The sequence below is a fragment of the Paraburkholderia silvatlantica genome, from assembly GCF_003096715.1.
Lineage (GTDB): Bacteria > Pseudomonadota > Gammaproteobacteria > Burkholderiales > Burkholderiaceae > Paraburkholderia > Paraburkholderia silvatlantica.
Map to the genome: position 1 here is coordinate 1 of NZ_QEOL01000007.1, position 20,589 is coordinate 20,589.

17 protein-coding genes and 1 other RNA gene are annotated in these 20,589 nt (G+C 66.4%); 4 read left to right on the top strand and 14 right to left on the bottom strand.

Annotated elements, in window-relative coordinates:
* Window positions 1–194 precede the first annotated feature (194 nt).
* From phaC to C7411_RS11400, 3 genes are all read right to left on the bottom strand, one after another.
* On the bottom strand, window positions 195–2,192 hold the full coding sequence (gene phaC / locus C7411_RS11390) for a class I poly(R)-hydroxyalkanoic acid synthase (RefSeq protein WP_373682582.1): 1,998 nt from the start codon (window positions 2,190–2,192) through the stop codon (window positions 195–197).
* A gap of 410 nt (window positions 2,193–2,602) precedes the next feature.
* Entirely contained in the window at window positions 2,603–3,472 is an 870-nt protein-coding gene (pgeF, locus tag C7411_RS11395; RefSeq protein WP_110384425.1) for a peptidoglycan editing factor PgeF, read from the bottom strand.
* Complete coding sequence (locus tag C7411_RS11400) at window positions 3,469–4,728, bottom strand: RluA family pseudouridine synthase (protein WP_110384426.1); 1,260 nt, start codon at window positions 4,726–4,728, stop codon at window positions 3,469–3,471. Before C7411_RS11400 ends, pgeF begins: the two co-directional genes overlap by 4 nt.
* A 98-nt stretch (window positions 4,729–4,826) precedes the next feature.
* Between C7411_RS11400 and C7411_RS11405 the strand changes: the two genes are divergently transcribed.
* Window positions 4,827–5,666 carry an outer membrane protein assembly factor BamD gene (locus C7411_RS11405; protein ID WP_042268681.1) on the top strand — a complete coding sequence of 280 codons (840 nt, stop codon included), beginning with the start codon at window positions 4,827–4,829 and terminating at the stop codon, window positions 5,664–5,666.
* Window positions 5,667–5,782: 116 nt separating this feature from the next.
* Here the strand turns inward: C7411_RS11405 and rlmD are convergent, their stop codons facing one another.
* On the bottom strand, window positions 5,783–7,087 hold the full coding sequence (gene rlmD / locus C7411_RS11410) for a 23S rRNA (uracil(1939)-C(5))-methyltransferase RlmD (RefSeq protein WP_243413132.1): 1,305 nt from the start codon (window positions 7,085–7,087) through the stop codon (window positions 5,783–5,785).
* Window positions 7,088–7,479: 392 nt separating this feature from the next.
* On the opposite strand from rlmD, the gene C7411_RS11415 reads away from it, so the two are divergent.
* Window positions 7,480–8,361 (top strand): endonuclease/exonuclease/phosphatase family protein, encoded by an 882-nt coding sequence (locus C7411_RS11415; protein WP_110384428.1) that lies wholly within the window; start codon window positions 7,480–7,482, stop codon window positions 8,359–8,361.
* 15 nt (window positions 8,362–8,376) lie between these two features.
* On the opposite strand, the gene C7411_RS11420 is transcribed toward C7411_RS11415, so the two are convergent.
* From C7411_RS11420 to surE, 5 genes are read right to left on the bottom strand one after another with little or no spacing between them, the layout of a single operon-like run.
* Window positions 8,377–9,156, bottom strand: coding sequence for a 3'-5' exonuclease (locus C7411_RS11420; protein WP_110384429.1), 780 nt, complete (start codon window positions 9,154–9,156; stop codon window positions 8,377–8,379).
* A 19-nt stretch (window positions 9,157–9,175) separates the two neighbouring features.
* Window positions 9,176–10,282 carry an RNA polymerase sigma factor RpoS gene (rpoS, locus tag C7411_RS11425; RefSeq protein ID WP_110384430.1) on the bottom strand — a complete coding sequence of 369 codons (1,107 nt, stop codon included), beginning with the start codon at window positions 10,280–10,282 and terminating at the stop codon, window positions 9,176–9,178.
* Window positions 10,283–10,295: 13 nt separating this feature from the next.
* The gene (locus tag C7411_RS11430) at window positions 10,296–11,219 is read right to left on the bottom strand and encodes a peptidoglycan DD-metalloendopeptidase family protein (protein WP_110384431.1); all 924 of its coding nucleotides are present in this window, start codon (window positions 11,217–11,219) and stop codon (window positions 10,296–10,298) included.
* 5 nt (window positions 11,220–11,224) lie between these two features.
* The gene (locus C7411_RS11435; protein WP_110384432.1) at window positions 11,225–12,313 is read right to left on the bottom strand and encodes a protein-L-isoaspartate(D-aspartate) O-methyltransferase; all 1,089 of its coding nucleotides are present in this window, start codon (window positions 12,311–12,313) and stop codon (window positions 11,225–11,227) included.
* The gene (gene surE / locus C7411_RS11440) at window positions 12,310–13,071 is read right to left on the bottom strand and encodes a 5'/3'-nucleotidase SurE (protein ID WP_110384433.1); all 762 of its coding nucleotides are present in this window, start codon (window positions 13,069–13,071) and stop codon (window positions 12,310–12,312) included. The genes C7411_RS11435 and surE overlap by 4 nt, the downstream gene beginning before the upstream one ends.
* 265 nt (window positions 13,072–13,336) lie before the next feature.
* On the opposite strand from surE, the gene C7411_RS11445 reads away from it, so the two are divergent.
* The gene (locus tag C7411_RS11445) at window positions 13,337–14,308 is read left to right on the top strand and encodes an NADPH:quinone oxidoreductase family protein (RefSeq protein ID WP_110384434.1); all 972 of its coding nucleotides are present in this window, start codon (window positions 13,337–13,339) and stop codon (window positions 14,306–14,308) included.
* A gap of 94 nt (window positions 14,309–14,402) precedes the next feature.
* On the opposite strand, the gene C7411_RS11450 is transcribed toward C7411_RS11445, so the two are convergent.
* The 5 genes from C7411_RS11450 to ffs form a co-directional block, all read right to left on the bottom strand.
* Complete coding sequence (locus tag C7411_RS11450; RefSeq protein ID WP_110384435.1) at window positions 14,403–15,674, bottom strand: CaiB/BaiF CoA transferase family protein; 1,272 nt, start codon at window positions 15,672–15,674, stop codon at window positions 14,403–14,405.
* Window positions 15,675–15,745: 71 nt separating this feature from the next.
* Window positions 15,746–16,342, bottom strand: a complete 597-nt coding sequence (gene recR / locus C7411_RS11455; RefSeq protein WP_110384436.1) for a recombination mediator RecR — start codon at window positions 16,340–16,342, stop codon at window positions 15,746–15,748.
* Between the two features lie 190 nt (window positions 16,343–16,532).
* The gene (locus C7411_RS11460; protein WP_028204938.1) at window positions 16,533–16,859 is read right to left on the bottom strand and encodes a YbaB/EbfC family nucleoid-associated protein; all 327 of its coding nucleotides are present in this window, start codon (window positions 16,857–16,859) and stop codon (window positions 16,533–16,535) included.
* Window positions 16,860–16,941: 82 nt separating this feature from the next.
* Window positions 16,942–19,320 (bottom strand): DNA polymerase III subunit gamma/tau, encoded by a 2,379-nt coding sequence (dnaX, locus tag C7411_RS11465; protein WP_110384437.1) that lies wholly within the window; start codon window positions 19,318–19,320, stop codon window positions 16,942–16,944.
* A 216-nt stretch (window positions 19,321–19,536) separates the two neighbouring features.
* Window positions 19,537–19,635, bottom strand: an RNA gene (gene ffs / locus C7411_RS11470) — signal recognition particle sRNA small type.
* 467 nt (window positions 19,636–20,102) lie between these two features.
* Here ffs and trxA point away from each other — a divergent pair.
* Window positions 20,103–20,429, top strand: coding sequence for a thioredoxin TrxA (trxA, locus tag C7411_RS11475; protein WP_027818380.1), 327 nt, complete (start codon window positions 20,103–20,105; stop codon window positions 20,427–20,429).
* The last annotated feature ends 160 nt before the right edge of the window (window positions 20,430–20,589 follow it).

Here is a 20,589-nt window from a genome sequence, read left to right on the forward strand (position 1 = left end):
ATCGCGCCGAGATCTGGCGCCGCCACCTTCGCGAGCGAGCCGCCGAATTTGCCTACCGCCGTACGTGCGGCCGAAACGATCACAATGTCAGTCATTTCCAGATCCTCCGGGCGGCTTGGTGGCGCGCCATGCGCCCCGCCCGTCAAGTTGTTAATCCGAATTCCGCAGCAAGCGTATCGAGCGCCCGAATCGCCTCAATCGCGCTGCTGCACGTAACGCCCCGGCGCCGGCTCGATCTCGGGGAATTCCGCCGAGCCGGCTTGCGCACGCGGCTTCACCTTCTTGCCGCCATACTGATCGAGCCATTCGGCCCAGGTCGGCCACCAGCTGCCGGGCTTCTCCTCGGCCGCAGCGAACCAGTCGTCGGCCTCTTCCGGCAGATGCTTCGCGTCGGCCTCGATGCTCCAGAAGCTGCGCTTGTTCTTCGACGCCGGGTTGATCACGCCCGCGATATGCCCCGACGCGCCAAGCACGAACTTCAGCGGCCCGGACAACAGCGGCACCGACGCATACGCCGTGCGCCAGGGCACGATGTGATCCTCGCGCGAGCCGTAGATGAAAGTCGGCACGTCGATGCGCGAAAGATCCACTTCCTCGCCGCACACCGTGAGCGCGCCCGGCTCACGCAGCTTGTTTTCCAGATACGTATTGCGCAGGTACCACGCGTACATCGGCCCCGGCAGGCTCGTCGAGTCGCTGTTCCAGAACAGCAGGTCGAACGGCGCGGGCGTGCGGCCCTTCAGGTAATTATCGACGACGTAGTTCCAGACCAGATCGTTGGGCCGCAGGAACGAGAACGTGTTCGCAAACTCGACGCCGCGCATGAGCCCCGGCGTACCGCCGTTCTTGCCGCCGATGGTCTGCTCGCGCATCTGCACGTGCGCTTCATCGACGAACACATCGAGCACGCCCGTGTCGCTGAAGTCGAGCATCGCGGTGAGCAGCGTCATCGACGCCGCGGGATGTTCGCCGCGCGCCGCCGCGACGGCCAGCGCCGTGGCGAGGAGCGTGCCGCCCACGCAAAAGCCGAGCGTGTTGATCTGCTCGCGCTCGCTGATGCTGCGCGTCGTCTCGATGGCCGTGAGCACGCCCTCCTCGATGTAGTCGTCCCAGGAGCGGTCCGCGATCGACGCGTCGCCGTTGTGCCACGAGACGAGGAACACCTGCTGCCCCTGCTCCAGCGCATAGGCGACGAGCGAGTTCTCGGGCTGCAGGTCGAGGATGTAGTACTTGTTGATGCACGGCGGCACGATCAGAAGCGGCCGCTCGCGCACGGTAGCCGTGCGCGGCTTGTACTGGATCAGCTGGAACAGCGCGTTCTCGAACACGACCGAACCTTCGGTGGTCGCGAGATTGCGGCCTACCACGAAGCGTGATTCGTCGGTCTGCGAAATCTTGCCGCGCGACAGGTCGCCGAGCAGGTTCATCACGCCCTGGCGCAAGCTCTCGCCCTGGGTTTCGAGCAAGGCGCTCTGCGCATCGGGATTGAGCGCGAGGAAGTTGCTCGGCGAGGCCGCCGCGGTCCACTGCTGCACGGCGAAGCGAATGCGCTCGCGTGTTTTCGGATCGGTATCGATCGCGTCGACCAGTTCATGCAGGTAGCGCGCGTTGAGCAGATACCACGCCGCCGTGAACGCGTAGGCGGGCGTGGCTTTCCAGGCGTCGGAACTGAAGCGCCGGTCCTTGAGCTCGGGCGCCTTGGGCGTGGTGTCGGTGGCCTGGCGCAGCAAGTCGAGCGCGTCGCGCGAGTACTCCGCCTGCAGATGCTGCAGCCGGGCAGGTTCGATCGATGCCGTGGGAAGCTTGAAACCTTCGAACGGGTTCGCGCCGCCGAACGGATTGGCTGCTCCGAACGGATTGGCTGCTCCGAACGGACTGCCGGCAGAGAACGGATTGCCCGCGGCGAAAGGATTGCCTGCGGCAAAAGGATTACCCGCGGCAAGAGGATTACCCGGCGCACCGTTGGCCGCCGGCGGCCACCAGTTGGCCGCGAGTCCCGCGAAGGGCGCTTGCTGCGCCGCGCCGCCCGTTTGCTGCGCAGCATTCAGGGCGCTCTTCCAGGCGTTCGTCCACGCGTCGAGATACTGCTGCATGCCGGCTGCGTCGGCAGCAAAAGGCGGATTGCCGCGCGTTGCACCATCAGTTGAAGCGCCCGTGCCCGGGGCAGTCTTGGAACGTTGAGATGCCGTCATGCCTGCTTTTGACCGATGTGTCCCGAGGGACTGGTTGAGAGGCAGGTGGTACGCATACGGTCGCCGTTGCGGCGCTCGTCACGACCTGTCCCGTGGGTGAAGGACATTCTTGCTCCCCATTGCAAAGCGTGTCAATGCTTGTGCCCGATTTTGCCGCGCTGCGATATTTTTTTAATTATCGTTTTCCCGATGTAATCAATTGTTTAACTGCCGCGACACATTGCTGTGCAGTCTGGAGCACGAAAATCTGCCGTGGCGGCAAGCGCTTGCAGTGCAAAACGGGAATCGGGGAACCAGTGCGCCGCGAGTGGCGCGCAGCGCGTTGCGGGAATAGCTGCGCTGCAACATAAAATCGTCCCGATCCCAACTCGCCGCCCCGCTGCATCACGGCGGCGGCAGGGCATGGCAAATCAGGGATTGAGCCAGATCAGCGCGGCCATGCGGCCGGTGACGCGATCGCGCCGGTACGAGTAGAAGCGCTCGCGCTGTGTGACCGTGCACAGGTCGCCGCCGCTCACGTGGCGCACGCCGAGCGTATCGAGCCGCAGCCGCGCGAGCGCGGGAAGATCGGCAAGGTACTTGCCGCTCGCTTCGGGGCGCGCCACGAAGGCCGCCGCGGTGGCGGCGCGATGCGCATCGCGCCGTGCCGCGTCGACGTGCTCCACATGGGTCATGAACGCGTCGCGCACGTCGGTGCCGACCTCGAAGGCCGTGGGCCCGATCGCGGGGCCGAGGTACGCATGCAGGTCGGCCGTCGCACAGCCCGCGAGCGCCGCGACGCGCTCGGCCGTGCGCTCGATGACGCCGGCGGCCAGGCCGCGCCAGCCCGCGTGCGCGGCGCCTACGGCGCGTCCCTCGCCGTCGCACAGCAAGACGGGCATGCAGTCGGCCACCATCACCGTGCAGGCGATGCCGGGCTCGGCGGTCACGCTCGCATCGGCTTCGAGCGGGGCGCCCGCGCGCGCAGCGGCAAGCGCCTGCGCGGCGTCGACCACGACGGGACCGTGGATCTGCTTGAGCCACGCGGCCGGCACGCCCGCATGCGCGAGCAGCCGCTCGCGGTTCGCCTCGACGTGCGCGAGATCGTCGCCGGAGCCGCGGCCGAGATTCAGGCCGCCGGGGAAATCCACGCCCTCACCGCCCTGCGCGGCCTGCCAACGCCCGAACGGCGGCTCGCTCACACCGCCGTCGCGCGTCGTCACCAGGGCGCGCACGCGCGGCGAAACCTGCCAGTCGGGATGCAGCAAATCGTCGGATGTCAGTGCCGGGCAGGTCGTCATGCGTGCTTGTCCTCGTCTTGCTCGTCTTGCTCGTCTTGCTCGTCTTGCTCATCGCCGACTTCGTCTTCGTCGTCTTCGTAATCTTCCTCGTCGCTGCCGATCACGTAGCCTTCGTCGGTGTAGGCGCTGTCGAACATGTCTTCATCGAAGCCGGCTCCGTCCTCGTCTTCCTCGCCGCCGAAGCCGAGGGCCTCGATCAGCGCGTCCAGATCGTCGGGCACTTCGGCGCGCCATTGCATCGTGCGGCCCGTGACCGGATGAACGAGGCCGAGGCGCCACGCGTGCAGCGCCTGGCGCGCGAAGCCGTCGGGCAGGGCCGCGACCGAGCGCTTGCCGCGCGCGTGACCGTACACCGGATCGCCCAGCAACGGATGGCCGACGTGCGCGCAGTGCACACGAATCTGGTGGGTGCGCCCCGTTTCGAGGTCGCAATGAATGGCGCTCACGGGCTGGTTGTGCCAGAGCGTCTTGTCGATGCGCCGGAAGTGCGTGCGCGCGGGCTTGCCCGAAGCGCCCTTCACCACCGCCATGCGCGTACGCTCGCGCGGGTCGCGGCCGATGGGCGCGTCGATGGTGCCTTCGTCGGCCATGTTGCCCCACACGAGCGCGAGATAGCGGCGCTTGACCGTGCGCGCCTGCAGCTGGCGCACGAGGTCGGTCTGCGCCTGGAGTGTGCGCGCGACGACCATCAGCCCGGACGTTTCCTTGTCGAGCCGATGGACGATCCCGGCGCGCGGCAGACCCGCCGCGGCTTCGCCATAGCGATGCAGGAGACCGTTGAGGAGCGTGCCGCTCCAGTTGCCCGCGGCCGGATGCACGACGAGCCCGGCGGGCTTGTTGATCACGACGATGGCGTCGTCCTCGTAGACGATGTCGAGCGGCACCGGCTCGGGCGTGAACGCGAGCTGCTCGGGCAGGAGGTCCGGCACGAGCTCGATGGTCGCGCCGAGCGGCACCGGCTGGCGCACCTTGGCCGGCTTGCCGTCCACGCGCACGCGCTGCTCCTCGATCCAGCCCTGCAAACGGCTGCGTGAGAATTCCGGAAATACTCTGGCGAGCACCTTGTCGAGCCGCTCGCCTGCCAGCTCATCTGGCACCTGAACCGAGCGCGGCGCTTCGCCGCCGCGCTCGCCTGCGAGTTCGTCGTCGAGCGCCTCACCGGCGGCTGCGTCATCGGGTGCATCGCCCAGGCTATAATCTCTGATGCTGTTTTGGGCGCCGGGAGCGCCGGCCCCCGGAATAACTGTACGGGTCATTGAGTCTGGGTCACCTGTGGACCTGAAGCTGGACTGGATAAATGCGAGCCTTGAACACGATTACGAAACTGGCCCAACACACGATGGCCCGAAACGCAATGCGCGCGACGCGAGCCAACACGCTCGGCAAGATTGGCAACATCATTCGACTTGCTGCCTGCGGCGCGGCGCTCGCCGTGGTCGCGGCCTGCCACGGCCTGCCGGAAAAGACCGACGAAACAGCAGCGTGGAACAACAACAAATTATATACGGAGGCCCAGGACGCGCTCTCCGGCGGCGACTGGGGCAAGTGCGCGAAATACTTCGAAGCGCTCCAGGGCCGCGACCCGTTCGGCCACTTCGCCCAGCAGGCGCAGATCAACGTGGCCTACTGCAACTGGAAGGACAACGAGAACGACGCCGCCGACCAGGCGATCAACCGCTTCATCCAGCTGCACCCGGATCACCCGGACATTGCCTACGCGTACTACCTCAAGGGCATGATCCACTTCAACGACGACCTGGGCCTGTTCGGCCGCTTCTCGGGCCAGGACATGAGCGAGCGCGACCCGAAGTCGCTGCGCGAGTCGTATGACGCGTTCAAGGTGGTCGTCGACAAGTATCCGCAGAGCAAATACGCGCCGGACGCCGCCCAGCGCATGCGCTACATCGTGAACGCACTCGCTTCGCACGAAGTGCACGCGGCGGACTACTACTATCGCCGCGGCGCCTATGTGGCGGCCATCAACCGCGCGCAGCTCGCGATCCAGGACTACAAGAGCGCGCCCGCAATCGAAGACGCGCTGCACATCATGATCCTGTCGTACCAGAAGCTCGATCAGCCGCAGCTCGCCGAAGACACGCGCCGCGTGCTCGCCGGCACCTTCCCGGACAGCCCGTACATCACCGGTCACGCGCGCCCCGGCAAGGAGAACAAGTCCTGGTGGCAGATCTGGTGATCGCCGCGCCTCCCCTGCGAGGCACACTGAAACGCAAAACGCCACGGTTCTCCGTGGCGTTTTTTTTGCTTCAGCAGCAGCGCAGGCTATACGCGCCTGTGCTGCCGCCGGCCTGATCAATCGCGCTCGAACAGCGCAATCGATTCCACGTGCGACGTATGCGGGAACATGTTGACCACGCCCGCCCCCTTCAGGCGGTAGCCGGCCTCGTTGACGAGGACACCCGCATCGCGCGCCAGCGTCGCGGGACTGCACGACACGTAGACGATGCGTCTGGGCAGCGGGCCATTGCCGCTCTGCGCAATTTTCGCGAGCGCCTGGGAAACGGCGAACGCACCTTCGCGCGGCGGGTCGACCAGGAACTTGTCGAAGTGGCCGAGCGCGCGGATGTCGTCTGCGGTGACCTCGAACAGGTTGCGGCACGCAAACGACGTGTGGCCGTCCACGCCATTGGCACGCGCATTTTCGAGTGCGCGGGCCGTCAGCGTATCGCTGCCTTCGATCCCCACCACTTCACGCGCGAGACGCGCGAGCGGCAACGTGAAGTTGCCGATGCCGCAGAACAGATCGAGCACGCGGTCGCCCGGCTCCGGCGCGAGCAGGCGCAACGCGCGGCCCACCAGCACGCGGTTGATCTGGTGATTGACCTGGGTGAAGTCCGTCGGCTTGAACGGCATGCGAATGCCGTATTCGGGCAGCGTGTAGTCCAGCGCCTTGTCGAGCGGATAGAACGGGAACACCGTGTCCGGGCCCTTCGGCTGCAGCCAGAACTGGACGTTGTGCTCGTGCGCGAACGCGCGCAGCAGGTCTTCGTCGGCGGCCGTGAGCGGCTCGAGAATACGCAGCACGAGCGCCGTCACGCTCGAGCCCACGGCCAGCTCGATCTGCGGCATACGATCGCGAATCGACAGCGCGGTCACCAGATGGCGCAGCGGCACGAGCATTGCCGAGACGTTCGGCGGCAGCACTTCGCAGCTCGTCATGTCGGCCACGTAGCTGCTCTTCCTCTCGTGGAAGCCGACCAGCACGCCTCCCTTCTTCGGCACATTGCGCACCGTGAGGCGCGCACGATAGCGGTAGCCCCACGACGGCCCGTGAATCGGCCGGAACATCGTCTCCGCACGCACCTTCGAGAGGTGCATGAGATTATCCTCGAGCACGCGTTGCTTGACGGCGATCTGCGCGCGCACGTCGAGGTGCTGCATCGAGCAGCCGCCGCAGGTGCCGAAGAACGCGCACTGCGGCTTCGTGCGGATCGCACTCTCGCGCAGCACGTCGACCACCTGCGCCTGTTCGAACGTGGGCTTCTTGCGGTAGCTGAGGTAGGTCACGCGCTCGCCCGGCAACGCACCCTCGACGAAGATCACCTTGCCGGGCTCGCCCGTCTCGGTCACGGTGCGGCCGACGCCGCGGGCCTCCATGTCGAGCGACTCGATCTCGAGAATGGGGGCATGAGCGACCGAAGCTTCGACGGCGGCGCGCTTTTCGGCGCGGCGCTCGCGCTTGCTGCGCTTTTTCGGGGGCGTGAACGGCATAGGCTCGGCCTGGACAGGCTCGGCGTGAGGGTCGGGGGCAGCTTGAGACACCAGCGGATTCCTGACTGACGATGAGTGAATGGTGGGCGAAGGCGAGATTGTAGTCGAAGTCGGCGCCCGCGCTTCGCCGCTGCCGTTTTCAGACTGGTTCGATCGTGCGCGCTGCGCCCCGTATGCGCCGCTGCCATCGCATTCGTCAGACAACGCGCCGGGAGAAACCAGGCTAGGGTTAAACGTGCGTGCGCGAATCGCCGCCGCGCCATGCGAGGAGCGTGCAGATGAAACTGGTGAGCTGGAATGTGCAGTGGGGGCGCGACGCTTCCGGCGTCGTCGATCTCGCGCGCACGGTGCGCGAGGCCCGGCGCCTCGCCGACTTCGACGTGCTGTGCCTGCAGGAGATCACGCGCGGCTTCCGGGCGCTGCCGGGTGGACCCGGCGACGACCAGTTCGCCGAACTGCGCTCACTGCTGCCGGGCTACACGGTCATCGAAGCCATCGGCGCCGACTTGCCCGCGCCGCGTGACGCGCAAGCCTCCAGTCAAGGCACCGCGCAGATGCCGCGCCGCCAGTTCGGCAACGCGCTCGCCACACGCTTGCCCCTCGCGCAGGTTTTTCGCCACGCTCTGCCGTGGCCCGCCGACTCCACCGCGCCCTCGATGCAACGCGTCGCACTCGAAGCCGTGCTCGACACGCCGGGCGGCGCGCTGCGCGTGCTGGTCACGCATCTGGAGTTCTACTCGCTGCGCCAGCGGCTCGCGCAAGTGGACGAGTTGCGGCGCCTGCAGCAGGAAGCCGCCGATCACGCCGCGCATCCCGCGCCCGCCGAAAACGATGTGGGTCCGTTCGCCCGCACCGCGCGCCCGTTATCCGCGATCGTCTGCGGCGACTTCAACAGCGCATGGGGCAGTGAGGCGTACACACGGATGCTCGAACCGCTCGCGGGCAGCCCCGCGTTCATCGACGCGTGGAGCGCGCTGCATGCGGGCGCGACGCCGCCGCCCACGGCCGGCGTCTACGACACGCAACAATGGTCGGACGGTCCGCTCGCGTGCGACTTCGTCTTCGTTACGGAGGATTTGCGCTCACGCTTGCGAAGCTGTGAGATTGACGGCGCGACCCAGGCTTCGGATCATCAGCCGATCGTGCTCGAACTGGGGTGAGAGACCAAGCCGTGCCTAGCTCGCGAACGCCTTGAGATACTCGCCCCAATGCGGCGCGGTTTCTGCGGCGAGCGACTGCTTCACGAACTCGATCTCATCCGCATATTCGCGCTCCGTGAAACCGCCGCGCATCATCTGAAACCGGCAATAAAGCAGATACGTGTTGACCACGTCGGTTTCGCAGTAGTTGCGGATCTCCTCGATGCGGCCTTCCTGAAACGCGCTCCATACCTGGCCGCCGTCCATGCCGAGCTTGCCCGGAAAGCCGCAGAGCTTCGCGAGCGCGTCGAGCGGCGCGCTCGCGCGCGGCTGGTACATCGCCAGCAGGTCCATCAGATCGGTGTGGCGCGTGTGGTAGCGGCTGATGTAGTTGTTCCACTTGAACTCGCGATCCGCATCGCCCATTTCCCAGTAGCGCAGCGCGCGAATGCCGTGCACGAGCGCGCGATAGTGCAGCACCGGCAAGTCGAAGCCGCCGCCGTTCCACGAAACGAGCTGCGGCGAATACTTCTCGATCGTACGGAAGAACGAATCGATCAGGCGCGCCTCGCCGTCTTCGGGCGTGCCGAGCGAGCGCACGCGAAAGCCCTGGCCGTCGCGAAACACGCAGGAGATCGCGGCGATGCGCTGCAAGTGGTGCGGCAGGAAATCGCTGCCGGTTTTCTCGCGGCGCGCGGCGAAGGCGTGCTCTGCCACTTCGGTGTCGGTGAGCGTGGCGGGCAGATCTTCGAGACGGCGAATGCCGTCGACATCGGGAATCGTCTCGATATCGAATACGAGTACAGGAACTGTCATTCAGATGGACTGCGAGGGTTTAGAGAACGGCGTCCTTGCGCACGCCGTTCGAAGCGAAAAAGCGTTTGAGGCGCACCAGCGCTTCCTGCTGGATCTGCCGCACGCGCTCGCGGGTGAGGCCCATTTCGTCGGCCAGTTCTTCGAGCGTCGCGGGCTCGATATGGTTCAGGCCGAAGCGCCGTTCGATGACGTGGCGATGCTTATCGGATAGCCGGCCGAGCCACGCGCGCGTCAGCGTTTCCAGTTCGCGATGCTGCACTTCGGCGTCGGGGGACTGGCTCTGGTCGTCCGAGAGCAGGTCGAGCAGGCTGCTGGCCGGGTCGAGGTCGAGCGGCGCGTCGAGCGAGGCCGTGTGTTCGTTGAGCGCGAGAATGTCGGTGACTTCCTCGGTGGTCTTGCCGGTGAGATAGGCGATGTCGTCGATGCTCGCGTCGCGCCGCTCGGAGGCCGAATCGGCGTTGAGCGAATTCTTTTCCAGATGCCGCTTCGCGCGCAGCACCTGGTTGAGCTCGCGGATCACGTGCACCGGCAAACGCACAGTGCGCGCCTGGTTCATGATCGCGCGCTCGATGCTCTGGCGGATCCACCACGTCGCGTAGGTCGAGAAACGGAAGCCGCGCGTGGGATCGAACTTTTCGATTGCGTGCATGAGGCCGAGGTTGCCCTCCTCGATCAAGTCGAGCAGCGGCACGCCGCGATTGAGGTAACCCTTGGCAATGCTGACGACGAGACGCAGATTGCGCTCGATCATGACCTGACGCGCTTCGAACTCGCCGGCCTTGGCGAGCCGCGAGTAGCGCTGCTCCTCCTCGACCGTGAGGAGCGGCTTCACGCTGATCCGGTTCAGATAATGCTGGATGGTGTCGGCCGTGAGTTCGGCCTGCAGCATGGCGCGGAAATCGTCGGCGTCGGGCGCGGCATCGGCGCTTTCGGCGCCCTCGCCCGCGCCGCCTTCTTCTGCCGGGGAATCGCGCTCTTCACGCTCGTCGCGCTCGTCGTACTCGCGGCCGCCGTCGAGGTCGGGCGACGCGTCGTCGTCGCCCGCCTGCGCGCCGTCCTCCACCGAAACCTGGGCGGCTTGGCTGTCAGACTCGGATTGCTGCAGACGGCGCTTCGATTTCGGCATGGTCGGCTCGCTTTTATTGCGGCGGCAAGTACTTCAGTGGGTCGACGGGCTTACCCTGACGGCGTACTTCGAAATGCAGCATCACCCGGTCCGAGTCGGTATTGCCCATTTCGGCGATCTTCTGACCTTTGGTGACCGCATCCCCTTCTTTTACCATCAAAGTCCGGTTGTGTGCATACGCGGTCAAAAACGTCGCGTCATGCTTGATGATAATGAGATTGCCGTAACCGCGCAGCCCATTTCCGGCATAAACCACGCGTCCATCGCCGGCTGCCTTGACAGGATCGCCCGGCGCACCACCAATATTGATGCCCTTGTTCTTCGTATCGTCGAAGCCGTTGAGCACCGGACCACGCACCGGCCACGCGAGCGCGATGTTGCCGCCCGGCGCCGCGGCCAGGTCGCTGCCGCTCGCACCCGGCTGCGGCGGCACGGCAGCCGTCGGCGGCGCTGCGTTCGCGCCCGAACCGTAGATCGGCGGCTGCGCCGGCGTCCCCGCTGCCGGAGCGCCCGGCGCCGGGCCCACACCCGGCACCGGCGCGGTCACGACACCCGGCGTGTACGCCGACGGATTCGCACCCGGCGGCACGACGCGCAACAACTGGTCCACCTCAATCTGGTTCGGATTGGTGAGATTGTTCCACGTCGCGATGTCGCGATAATTCTGGCCGTTTTCGAGCGCAATCCTATAGAGAGTGTCGCCCGGCTTCACCCGGTAATATCCCGGAGGCGGCGGTCCAAGCGGCACCGGAGGCTGTGCAGCCGCCGTGCCGAGCGGCGCGGTGCGGTCCACCACGGGTGCCTGATCGAGTCGCGTGGCGCAGGCGGCCAGAAGACAGAGCGCGGCGACCGCGGCGCCGCGCTGGGCTGCGATCAGCGTGGCTTCGGGCAGGTCGACATTCAGGCGGTTTCTTTTGATCGCGCGCAACATACTCATCGGATTCAGATCACTCCAGATTTTAAGGGGACAAAGAAAACGCGATCGAGGCGTGACTCCCGCCACTGCGCCGGCCCGGTACGCTCGACGAGCGTGAGGACCTGCGCCGCTTCGCCGGCGGCACTCTGCGTGCCGGACACCGCGACGGGCGCCACGAGCCGCCCGCCGATGGCGAGCTGCTCGAGCAGCGCCTGCGGCACGTCGAAGCCCGCAGCGGCAATCACGATCGCGTCGAACGGCGCCGCCGACGGCAAACCGAGCCGTCCGTCGCCGTAGTGCAAGCGGATATTCGGGATACGCAGCGGACGAAGATTCGTCTTCGCGCGCTCGTATAACGGCTTGATGCGTTCAATGGAATACACGTCGCGTGCGATCTGGCTCAACACGGCTGCCTGATAGCCGCAGCCGGTGCCGATTTCCAGCACGCGCTCGAGCACACGGCCCGCGCCCGCGAGCTCGAGCATGCGCGCGACCACGGAAGGCTTCGAAATGGTCTGGTGATGTCCGATCGGCAACGCCGCATCTTCGTAGGCCTGGGTAGCGAGACCCGGGTCGATGAACATGTGGCGCGGCACGGCCGCGAGCGCCTGGAGCACGCGCGCGTCGGCAATGCCGTTCGCACGCAGGCGTTCGACCATGCGTTCGCGTACGCGTTCCGAAGTCAGCGCGTGCGCGCCGTTGAGCGCAACAGCGGGCGCGCCCGTGACGGCTGCCGCGGCGCGCGGCACACTCGCGCCGCCCGGCATTGCGGCGCGCGGCGCGGCCGCATTGCCGGCAAGATGCGCAGGCTTGATCGAACTCACCGGCTTTGCGCTTACCGGCTTTGCGCTTACCGGCTTCGCATTGACCGGCTTCGCAGGCGGCGCCTTGAACGGCGCGCTCGCGTTGGACTTCGCAATGGCCGGATTACCCGCGTTCGCGCTCACCTTCGCGCCAGGTTTCGCGAGTGCGCCGACGCCCGCTTTCGACGGACCGCTGTTGCCCGCGCCCGCGAGCGACGTGCGTGCCTCGCCCGGGCGCGTGTCGCGCCGGCGCGGCTCGCGTACGAGATCCGCAAGCCCGAGCGGAAAACGCTTCGTGCGCTCGCCCGTCATGAAGCGCTGCCGCCCTTGCGCGCCCAGTCGTGCGTCGCGGACAGCATCTGCGTATGGGTGAGATCGAGTTGCAGCGGCGTGATCGACACATGGCCGTTCGCTACCGCGTGGAAGTCCGTGCCCTCGCTCGCGTCGCGTGCGCTGCCCGACGGCCCGATCCAGTAGATCGGCTCGCCGCGCGGATTGGTCTCGCGGATCACGGGCTGCGAAGGATGACGCTTGCCGAGGCGTGTGACGCGCCAGCCGCCAAGCGCGTCGTACGGCAGGTTCGGGATGTTGACGTTCAGCAGCGGATGGCCCGGCAACGGGTTCGCGAGGTAATGCGCAACGATCTCGGCCGCGACGCGCGCGGCGGAATCGAGATGCACCCAGTCCTTGTCGACGAGCGAGAACGCGATGGCCGGCACGCCGAACATGATGCCTTCGGTCGCCGCGGCCACCGTGCCCGAGTACAGCGTGTCCTCGCCCATGTTCTGGCCGTTGTTGATGCCGGAGACCACGAGGTCGGGCTGCTGGTCGAGCATGCCCGTGAGCGCGATGTGCACCGAGTCGGTGGGCGTGCCGTTCACGTAATAGAAGCCGGTACTCGCCGATCGCAACACCGACAGCGGGCGCCACAGCGTAAGCGAGTTCGATGCGGCGCTGCAGTTCTGCTCGGGCGCCATGACCGTGACTTCGCCGAGGGGCTTGAGCGCTTCATAAAGCGCCGCGAGGCCGGGGGCGAGATAACCGTCGTCGTTGCTGAGTAGTATTCGCATCGAGCGATTGTAACCGAGGAAAGAAGGCACGCGAACGACAGCCCGGCCCCTATGCCGGCGCGTGTTTGGCATTGCGCCAAGGCCGATATCGCGCGCCGTTCGGGACGTATTTGCAGCCGCGGTACGTCTCGAAAGACACGTCTCATCGACGCGAAATAAATCGCACGACCGTTCGCAATACGGCGGATTGCCGTACACTGTCCCGCTAGCGAATGCATGTCCGTCGCAACCGCAAGCGACCGAACCGGAAAAGACAGGAGACACGATGCGCACAATCCGCTGCAACCAGTACGGGCCACCCGACTCGCTCACGCTCGAAGACTCGCCCGACCTCGTGCCGGGCCCGGGCCAGGTCGTGATCGACGTGAAGGCCGCGGCCGTCAACTTTCCCGACGTGCTCATCATCGAGAACAAGTATCAGATGAAGCCGCCGCTGCCCTTCACGCCTGGCGCCGAACTCGCCGGCGTCGTGCGCGCGGCGGGCGAAGGCGTGAAGCTCGCACCCGGCATGCGCGTGGTGGCGTATGTGGGCACCGGCGCTTTCGCCGAGCAGGCGCTCGCGGACGCATCGGCGTGCGTGGCGCTGCCCGAGGGCGCCGATTTCGCGACAGCCGCCGCCTTCACGCTCGCGTATGGCACCTCGCATCACGCCGTGGTCGACCGCGCCGCGCTACGCGCAGGCGAAACGATGCTCGTGCTCGGCGCGGCGGGCGGCGTGGGCCTCGCGGCTGTCGAAATCGGCAAGGTGCTCGGCGCGCGCGTGATCGCGGCTGCATCGAGCGAGGAAAAGCTCGAAGTCTGCCGCCGGTTCGGTGCGGACGCCACCATCAACTACAGCACCGAGGACTTGCGCGAGCGCATCAAGGCGCTCACCGACGGCAACGGCCCCGACGTGATCTACGACCCGGTGGGCGGCGAGTATGCGGAACCGGCATTCCGCAGCATCGGCTGGCGCGGGCGCTATCTCGTGGTCGGCTTCGCGAATGGCGAGATTCCCAGGCTGCCGCTCAATCTCGCGCTGCTCAAGGGCGCGAGCCTCGTCGGCGTGTTCTGGGGCGATTTCGCGCGTCGCGAGCCGCAGCGCAATGCGGCAGCGTTCGCGCAGATGATGGGCTGGATCGGCGAAGGCAAGCTCAAGCCGTACGTCTCGAAGCGCTACAGGCTCGCCGACACCGCGCAGGCGCTCAAGGACATGGCCTCGCGCAAGGTGACGGGCAAGATCGTGATCGAGCCCTGAGCGCTTCCTGTTAGTTTCCTGTTCCGCAGGAGGCAAAACAAACGGCTCGCCGGCTGCTGTTCACGGCGAGCCGTCATGCATGATGCAAGCCGCCTCAGACGATGTGTTGCTCGCGCAACCGTGCGATATGGTCCGCGTCATAACCCAGCGTCCGCAGGACCTCGTCGGTATGTTCGCCCAGCGCGGGGCCAAGCCAGCGTGTCTCGCCGGGCGTCGCCGAGAGCTTGGGCGTGACCGCGGGCAGCGCGACGTCCACGCCCTCACCTTCTTTCGCACCCGGCGCCTGCCAGCGGAACTGCTGGATCATCTGGCGCGCCGCGAACTGCGGATCGGCGAACATGTCGGCCACGCTGTAGATGCGGCCAACGGGCACGTCGGCGGCATTGAGCACGTCGAGCGCTTCGTCGATGGTGCGCGTGGAGAGCCACGCAGCGATTGCGCCATCGATCTGCGCCGTGCGCGGCACGCGGCCGTCGTTGTGGGCGAGTTGCGGATCGTTCGCGAGGTCCGCGCGGTCGATCGCCATCATCAGGCGCTTGAAGATCGGATCGCTGTTGCCGCCGATCACGATGCTGCCGTCCCGGCACGGATACGTATTCGACGGCACGATGCCCGGCAGCGACGCGCCGGTGCGCTCGCGCACCATCCCGTACACGCCGTACTCGGGCACCACGCTCTCCATCATGTTGAACACGGCCTCATAGAGCGCGACATCGACGATCTGCCCGGTGCCGCCGTTCATGTTGCGATGATGGAGCGCCATCATCGCGCCGATCACGCCGTGCAGCGCCGCAATCGAGTCGCCGATCGAAATGCCGATGCGCGGCGGCGGCAGATCGGGATAGCCGGTAATGTGGCGCAGGCCGCCCATCGATTCGGCGATCGCGCCGAAGCCCGGACGGTCGCGATACGGGCCGGTCTGGCCGTAGCCCGAGAGCCGCACCATCACGAGGCCGGGATTGTCCTTCGAGAGCACGTCGTAGCCGAGGCCGAGCTTTTCGAGCAGGCCTGGCCGGAAATTCTCGATGACGATGTCGGCTTCCTTCGCAAGCCGCCGCACGATCTCCTGACCCTCCCCGGCTTTGAGATTCACCGTGACGGACTTCTTGTTGCGCGCCTGCACGGCCCACCAGAGCGACGTGCCGCCCGCTTCCGGGTAGAGCTTGCGCCATTTGCGCAGCGGATCGCCGCCCTTGGGGTCTTCGATCTTGATGACCTCGGCGCCGAACTCGCCGAGAAAGCGGGCGGCGAACGGGCCGGCGATCAATGTGCCGAGTTCGAGCACTTTGACGCCCGCTAGTGGGCCCGTGTCTTTCGCTGCGGATGCATTCGATTGGGATTCGGGGGCAGCGGCGGCTGCGCTCATGGTATCTCCTTTCGTTCTGTTCGGCGTGCGGCGCCCTATTGGGTACGCCGCGATCGAGGCATGGCGGAACGCTACATCGAGCGCCGGTCGAGCATGGCCCGCGCGATGGTGCCTGCGTCGACATATTCGAGTTCGCCGCCCACCGGCACGCCGCGTGCGAGGCGCGTGACGGCGAGTCCGCGCGCCTTGAGCGTCTGGCCCAGATAATGAGCCGTCGCCTCGCCCTCGTTGGTGAAATTGGTGGCGAGCACCACTTCCTTGACGACGCCGTCCGACGCGCGCTTCACGAGCCGGTCGAAATGGATCTCTTTCGGACCGATGCCGTCGAGCGGACTCAGATGCCCCATCAGCACGAAATACAAACCGCGGTACGTCATGGTCTGCTCGAGCATGATCTGGTCGGCCGGCGTTTCGACGACGCACAGCAATGCCGGGTCACGCTCCTCGTCCAGGCACGTTTCGCATACCTGAGCTTCTGTGAAGGTATTGCACTTCTCGCAGTGCTTCAGATTCCCGGTCGCGAACAGCAGCGCGTTGCCGAGCTTTTCGGCGCCGTCGCGGTCGTGCTGCATCAAGTGATAGGCCATGCGTTGAGCCGACTTCGGCCCGACACCTGGCAACACGCGCAGCGCCTCGACAAGAGCAGCGAGAGCGGAAGGTTGTTTCATGCGGATTCAGCGCGAGATGCGCGACGGAGTGTGAAGCGGAATCGACTTCGGGGTGCTTCCTGATTCTTGCGGCTTGCGGCTTGCGGCTTTCGACGCCATGACGCCTGCGCAGCCGTACCGGCCGCGGCAAGACACGCGGGACGCGCGGGCGCCGGCCTGCCTGAAGCCGGCGCGGCGCGCGCCACGTTCCTTAGAACGGCATCTTGAAGCCAGGCGGCAGCGGCAGGCCGGCGGTCATGCCGCCCATCTTTTCCTGCGAGGTGGCTTCGGCCTTGCGCACCGCGTCGTTGAACGCCGCGGCCACGAGGTCTTCGAGCATGTCCTTGTCGTCCGCGAGCAGGCTCGGATCGATCGACACGCGGCGCACGTCGTTGCGGCAGGTCATCGTGACCTTGACGAGACCGGCGCCAGCCTGACCCTCGACTTCGATCTGGGCAAGCTGCTCCTGCATCTTCTTCATGTTTTCCTGCATCTGCTGGGCTTGCTTCATGAGCCCCGCGAGTTGGCCTTTCAACATAGTCACTGCTCCTTCTGGATCGTAGTCGTTCGAATCGATGCGCTCGAAAGCGCGCGACGCTTGCCGCGCCGCGCCGCGCAAATCAGTGGGCGGCCTGACTGCCGCCCGATGCGGCTTGCGGCGCGACCGGCCGGATCGAGCCCGGCACGATGCTCGCGCCGAAGTCGCGAATCAGTTGTTGCACGAAGGGGTCGGCGCCGATCTCGCGCTCGGCTTCGCGTTGACGCTGGGCGCGGTCCGCCGCGTCGAGCGCGGCCGCCGTGCGGCGTGCGGGGCCGACTTCCACGCTCACCTCGACGGTTTTGCCAAGACGCTCGGCGAGCGCCGTCTTGAGCTTCGCAACCTGAGAGGCTTCGGCGTACTGCGGCACCGGCACGCTCAATTTGAGCAGCGTGCCTTCGAGCGCTGTCAGCTCGCTGTTGAACGCGAGCTGGTACGAGATGCCCTTCAGCGTTAGCGTGGCGGCGAGCGCGGGCCAGTCGCCCGTGAAACCGATCGGGTCGAGCGCAATGCCCGGCGGCAGCTTGCTCACGTCGACCACGGCCGGCGACGGCGTCGGCACCGAAGCGGCGGTGCGTGGCGCGGACGGTTCGTTGTCGTAGGCGGGCACGAAGCCGTCGTCGGGCGGCGCAAAGTACGCGTCATCGGCGCCAAGCGGCACGTAGTCGTCGGGCGGGATATCGTCCCACGGCGGCGCGCCCGAAGCGTCCTGCTGCGCGTTTGCGTTGCGCGGCGCAGGGCGTGCCTGCGCTTCCTGCGCGGCGGCGGCGCGGCGAGCCGGATCGGGCGTCGGCACCTTCACCTCCACGCGCGGTGCGGCCTTCGGAGCAGGCGCAGTAGCCGCTGTGCCGGCAGCAGCGACGGGACCGCGGCCCGTGGCAACGCGCATGCCCTTGCTGCGCAGCACGTCGAGCGCGGCGCTCGCACCACCGCGTGCGGACGCCGCAGCGGCGGGTTCCTCACGAGATTCGAATTGCGGCGCGGCTGCAGCGGCCGGGCTCTGCACAGCCTGGGTCTCTTCTGCCGGAGCGGGAGCGGCCGCAGCCGGCTCGACCGGGGCCACAGGCGCAGCTTGTGGCGCCGTGCCCGGGTTCGGCGCGGACTCGCCCTCGTCTTCCCAGGGCGGTACGACGTACGCTTCAGTTGCGGGCTTGGCGAGCGGCGCAGGCGCGCTCGCTTGCGGCCCGGCAACGGGCACGTTCGGCGGTGCGGCTTCTGTCGACTGCGGCACCGGGGCCGCCGGCCTCGACGCGGCCGGCGGCGCAACGGCGGGCGCCGCACTACGCGCCGACGCCGCTACCGGCGACGCCGTACGCGCGCCCGCGCCCGCCGCAGCGGGCTTCGACGCCGGCGCGCTGCCAATGCCGCCCGCGCTCACGGAAGGCTCGAACGCGAGCATGCGCAGGAGCGTCATCGTGAAGCCAGCATATTCGTCGGGCGCGAGGCCGAGTTCGCTACGTCCGAGGGTCGCGATCTGATAGAAAAGCTGGACCTGCTCCGGACTCACCGCTTCAGCGAAACGGCGAATGTCGTCGGCTTCGGGCCATTCGTCGAGTACCGAAGACGGCGCGAACTGCGCCCAGCCGATGCGATGGAACAGACTCGCGAGGTCCTGCAGCGCCGTGGAGAACGACAGGCTGCGCAGCGCCATTTCGTCGGCGATGGCGAGCACGTTCGCCCCGTCGCCGGCCAGAAGCGCGTCGATCAGGCGGATCAGATAGCTTTGATCGAGCGCGCCGAGCATGCCGCGCACCGCTTCTTCGGTGACCTGGTTGGCCGAATAGGCGATGGCCTGGTCGGTGAGCGAAAGCGCGTCGCGCATCGAGCCGTCGGCGGCGCGTGCGAGCAGGCGCAGCGCCTGCGGCTCGAACTCGACCTTCTCCTCACCGAGAATGTGCGTGAGATGCTCGACGATGTTGCCCGCCGGCATCTGCTTCAAATTGAACTGCAGGCAGCGCGAGAGCACCGTGACCGGAATCTTCTGCGGGTCCGTCGTCGCGAGGATGAACTTCACATGCGGCGGCGGCTCTTCCAGCGTCTTCAGCATCGCGTTGAAGGCGTGGTTCGTGAGCATGTGCACTTCGTCGATCATGTAGACCTTGAAGCGCGCGTCGACCGGTGCGTAGACCGCACGCTCGAGCAGCGCGGCCATTTCGTCCACGCCGCGATTGCTCGCCGCATCCATCTCGACGTAATCGACGAAGCGCCCTTCGTCGATTTCGCGGCACGCACGGCATACGCCGCAGGGCGTCGACGTCACGCCGGTCTCACAGTTGAGCGCCTTGGCGAAGATACGCGACAGCGTCGTCTTGCCTACGCCGCGCGTGCCTGTGAAGAGGTACGCGTGATGCAGGCGGCCGCCGTCGAGTGCATGCGTGAGCGCGCGCACCACGTGCTCCTGTCCGACGAGCGAAGCGAAATCCCTCGGTCGCCATTTGCGTGCGAGAACTTGATAGGTCATGCGGAAATTGTATCAGCAACGCCCACGCGTCCAGATGAATCGAAAGGCGGCCAATGCCCGGTTCGCGGCCGCCGGGCAATGGCGCGAACCGACGATGACGGACGACGAAAACAGCGCCGATGCAGACGTGACAAACACGACGAACGAAGAACCGCGCCGCCAGTTGCGAAGCGTGAGTCTCGTATCCGGGGGATAAAGCGGAAGAAAAAAGAGGAAGGTGACGAGCCCGACCCTCGGCACTGGCGGAAAACGGCTGTGGCTGCTTCGTTCCCGACCTGACCAGGTTGACCGCCCCTCCATGCGAGGAGGCCCGTCACGGCGCATTCTAACATCGGTCGCGCGCCAATGCGACTGCTGCACTGCGAAAAAACGCGCCGAGCCGCTCCAGGCATCCTTGCGCGCCTTGGACAGATCCCCTCTTGCAACGGCTCGCGCCGCCTCCAGATAGCGTGCAGGAGCACAAGATATCGCACGAAAAGGCCCCGCGAAAAGGTTCGCGCCTTGGCCCGAATGTCCCGCGGAATGTGGCCTGCAGGACGGAAACCCTGCTTGCGGCATGAGTACTATCACCGTCGGCAACGCATAGGGATTTAGGCTACACTGGCGTCGGCAATCGGCTGGGCCACGTGGTTTGCGTGCGAATGGCGTGTGATCTGACGTGCAATTCGGACGTATGACTGGGGTTCGGGCTGGCCGCCCAGGCGGCCCCGGATGAATTTTCAGTTTTGGTGTATCGTGGCGAGCAATTTACTCGGCCTCGAATCGAAAGAGGTATTCATACAATGAGCGAACAAATCAAGCATATCAGCGACGCATCGTTCGAACAGGACGTCGTGAAATCCGACAAGCCCGTGCTGCTGGACTTCTGGGCCGAGTGGTGTGGCCCGTGCAAGATGATCGCGCCGATTCTCGATGAAGTCGCGAAGGATTATGGCGACCGCCTTCAGGTCGCGAAGATCAACGTCGACGAGCACCAGTCGACTCCGGTGAAGTTCGGCGTGCGCGGCATCCCCACGCTGATCCTCTTCAAGAACGGCGCCGTGGCGGCGCAGAAGGTCGGCGCGCTTTCGAAGTCGCAGCTCACCGCGTTCCTGGACAGCCACCTGTAACTTCGTCGCGGGCCGCCTCTTCCTTTCCGGGCGCATCGCCCGGCCAGCAAGGGGATGAGCCACGCAAAGGTGCGTGTTGTCGCGCGACAACACGCACCATAAAAACACGCCGAAACTTGCTGTCGGCCTTCACTGACGGTTTCTGGCGTGTGCTATGCTA

What these genes read in the sequence shown, in the direction of transcription:
- C7411_RS11445 (WP_110384434.1), top strand. Translation starts at nt 13,337, where the DNA reads ATGCGCACAATCCGCTGCAACCAGTACGGGCCACCCGACTCGCTCACG.
- dnaX (WP_110384437.1), bottom strand. Translation starts at nt 19,320, where the DNA reads ATGACCTATCAAGTTCTCGCACGCAAATGGCGACCGAGGGATTTCGCT.
- C7411_RS11420 (WP_110384429.1), bottom strand. Translation starts at nt 9,156, where the DNA reads ATGACAGTTCCTGTACTCGTATTCGATATCGAGACGATTCCCGATGTC.
- rpoS (WP_110384430.1), bottom strand. Translation starts at nt 10,282, where the DNA reads ATGCCGAAATCGAAGCGCCGTCTGCAGCAATCCGAGTCTGACAGCCAA.
- pgeF (WP_110384425.1), bottom strand. Translation starts at nt 3,472, where the DNA reads ATGACGACCTGCCCGGCACTGACATCCGACGATTTGCTGCATCCCGAC.
- C7411_RS11450 (WP_110384435.1), bottom strand. Translation starts at nt 15,674, where the DNA reads ATGAGCGCAGCCGCCGCTGCCCCCGAATCCCAATCGAATGCATCCGCA.
- trxA (WP_027818380.1), top strand. Translation starts at nt 20,103, where the DNA reads ATGAGCGAACAAATCAAGCATATCAGCGACGCATCGTTCGAACAGGAC.
- phaC (WP_373682582.1), bottom strand. Translation starts at nt 2,192, where the DNA reads ATGACGGCATCTCAACGTTCCAAGACTGCCCCGGGCACGGGCGCTTCA.
- C7411_RS11400 (WP_110384426.1), bottom strand. Translation starts at nt 4,728, where the DNA reads ATGACCCGTACAGTTATTCCGGGGGCCGGCGCTCCCGGCGCCCAAAAC.
- recR (WP_110384436.1), bottom strand. Translation starts at nt 16,342, where the DNA reads ATGAAACAACCTTCCGCTCTCGCTGCTCTTGTCGAGGCGCTGCGCGTG.
- C7411_RS11460 (WP_028204938.1), bottom strand. Translation starts at nt 16,859, where the DNA reads ATGTTGAAAGGCCAACTCGCGGGGCTCATGAAGCAAGCCCAGCAGATG.
- surE (WP_110384433.1), bottom strand. Translation starts at nt 13,071, where the DNA reads ATGCGAATACTACTCAGCAACGACGACGGTTATCTCGCCCCCGGCCTC.
- C7411_RS11435 (WP_110384432.1), bottom strand. Translation starts at nt 12,313, where the DNA reads ATGACGGGCGAGCGCACGAAGCGTTTTCCGCTCGGGCTTGCGGATCTC.
- C7411_RS11415 (WP_110384428.1), top strand. Translation starts at nt 7,480, where the DNA reads ATGAAACTGGTGAGCTGGAATGTGCAGTGGGGGCGCGACGCTTCCGGC.
- rlmD (WP_243413132.1), bottom strand. Translation starts at nt 7,087, where the DNA reads ATGGAGGCCCGCGGCGTCGGCCGCACCGTGACCGAGACGGGCGAGCCC.
- C7411_RS11405 (WP_042268681.1), top strand. Translation starts at nt 4,827, where the DNA reads ATGCGCGCGACGCGAGCCAACACGCTCGGCAAGATTGGCAACATCATT.
- C7411_RS11430 (WP_110384431.1), bottom strand. Translation starts at nt 11,219, where the DNA reads ATGAGTATGTTGCGCGCGATCAAAAGAAACCGCCTGAATGTCGACCTG.